Below are 1,503 nucleotides of genomic sequence, written 5' to 3' on the forward strand. Positions count from 1 at the left end.
ATATGCTCCGACGTGCTTTCAGTAACCTGCTTTCCAATGCAATCAAGTATTCTCCCGATAACACCTGTACAGCGATACACCTTGAGCGTGACAGTGACTGTGTGAACGTGATGATTACGAATACGATGTCCGGCCAGGTTCCCGCTAATCTGGAACGTTTGTTTGACCGGTTCTATCGCGCAGACTCATCAAGGTTCTACAACACGGAAGGCGCGGGGCTGGGATTATCAATTACAAGGTCGATCATTCATGCTCACGGCGGCGAGCTGTCAGCAGAACAGCAGGGGCGGGAAATTGTGTTCAGTGTGCGTCTGTTAATGGATTAATACCGTTATTCAGGAGAAACCCGGAAGGTGACAAAAATGTCATCGTTCAGTCACGCGATAAACAGAGTCGGTTTTTTATAATCAGCCATAAATCAGGACAGCGTGATAATTCAATCGCCCGGTTCCTGGCGTGATGATCAACCAGCCCTGAGATCAAATGCTTTCTCTGTTATAAGCATTGATTGTTCGGGTATGAAAACACCGGAGACCCAACCATGAAAAAGATCCTTGTATCCTTTATTGCCATGATGGCTGTCGCTTCATCTGCCTGGGCTGCAGAGACAATGAACATGCATGACCAGGTAAATAATGCCCAGGCGCCTGCCCATCAGATGCAATCATCCGCTGAAAAAAGTGCAGTTCAGGGGGAGAGCATGAAAATGATGGATATGAGCGGTCACGATCAGGCCGCAATGTCCCATGAAATGATGCAAAACGGCAATTCTGCTGCCCATCAGGACATGGCTGAAATGCATAAAAAAATGATGAAATCCAAGCCAGCAGCTTCTAACGAAACAGCAAAATCATTTTCCGAAATGAACGAGCATGAGAAAGCCGCTGTTATGCATGAGAAGGCGAATAATGGTCAATCTTCCGTTATTCATCAGCAGCAGGCTGAAAAGCATCGCAGCCAGATCACCCAGAATTAACCCGCAGCTCCACTTGTTAGACCCTCATTTGACGCCGAAGTCACTGGCTTATGCTCCCGTCCGGGAGCGTTTTTTTCCCATTGGACTGCCCCCACGACCGTAGCCACAGATATTCAGGTTTACTTCTGCGATCCTCAATCTCCCTGGCAACGCGGCTCAAATGAAAATACAAACAGATTACTCAGACAGTATTTTCCAAAAGGAACTGACTTATCAGTTCACAGCCAGCAAAGACTAAACAGTGTTGCCAGGCAGCTCAACGAGAGGCCAAGAAAAACGCTAGACTATGAATCACCCGCAGAGCGTTTTAACCAATGTGTTGCATCCACCTGTTGAACTCACAGCGGCGTACTTCGCAAAGCTGTCCGACTGAGGTACGCCTTTATCCGTGACAACTCCTGTTGCTGGCCTGTTCGCCTGCTCTGTCGGGTGCTGGATGTTCATCCTAGTGGTTTTTACGCCTGGCTTCAGCAGCCGCATTCACAACGCCATCAGGCAGACCTGAGACTGACAGGACAGATTAAACA

Annotated in this window: 2 protein-coding genes and 2 pseudogenes; all 4 read left to right on the forward strand. The window is 48.2% G+C overall.

Annotated features, from left to right (window positions below; genetic code table 11):
- Nucleotides 1-326 (forward strand): ATP-binding protein (locus tag OGX67_RS00505; RefSeq protein WP_063145455.1); only part of this gene is annotated, 326 nt, incomplete at its 5' end.
- 215 nt (nucleotides 327-541) lie between these two features.
- Nucleotides 542-976, forward strand: a complete 435-nt coding sequence (gene pcoE / locus OGX67_RS00510) for a copper resistance system metallochaperone PcoE (protein ID WP_038633679.1) — start codon at nucleotides 542-544, stop codon at nucleotides 974-976.
- An 84-nt stretch (nucleotides 977-1,060) separates the two neighbouring features.
- Nucleotides 1,061-1,312, forward strand: a pseudogene (locus tag OGX67_RS00515) (IS30 family transposase); the annotation flags it as partial.
- A 9-nt stretch (nucleotides 1,313-1,321) separates the two neighbouring features.
- Nucleotides 1,322-1,503: pseudogene (locus OGX67_RS00520) on the forward strand (IS3 family transposase); the annotation flags it as partial.

It is taken from the genome of Citrobacter sp. Cf118, from assembly GCF_030334095.1.
GTDB classification, from domain to species: Bacteria; Pseudomonadota; Gammaproteobacteria; order Enterobacterales; family Enterobacteriaceae; genus Citrobacter; species Citrobacter freundii.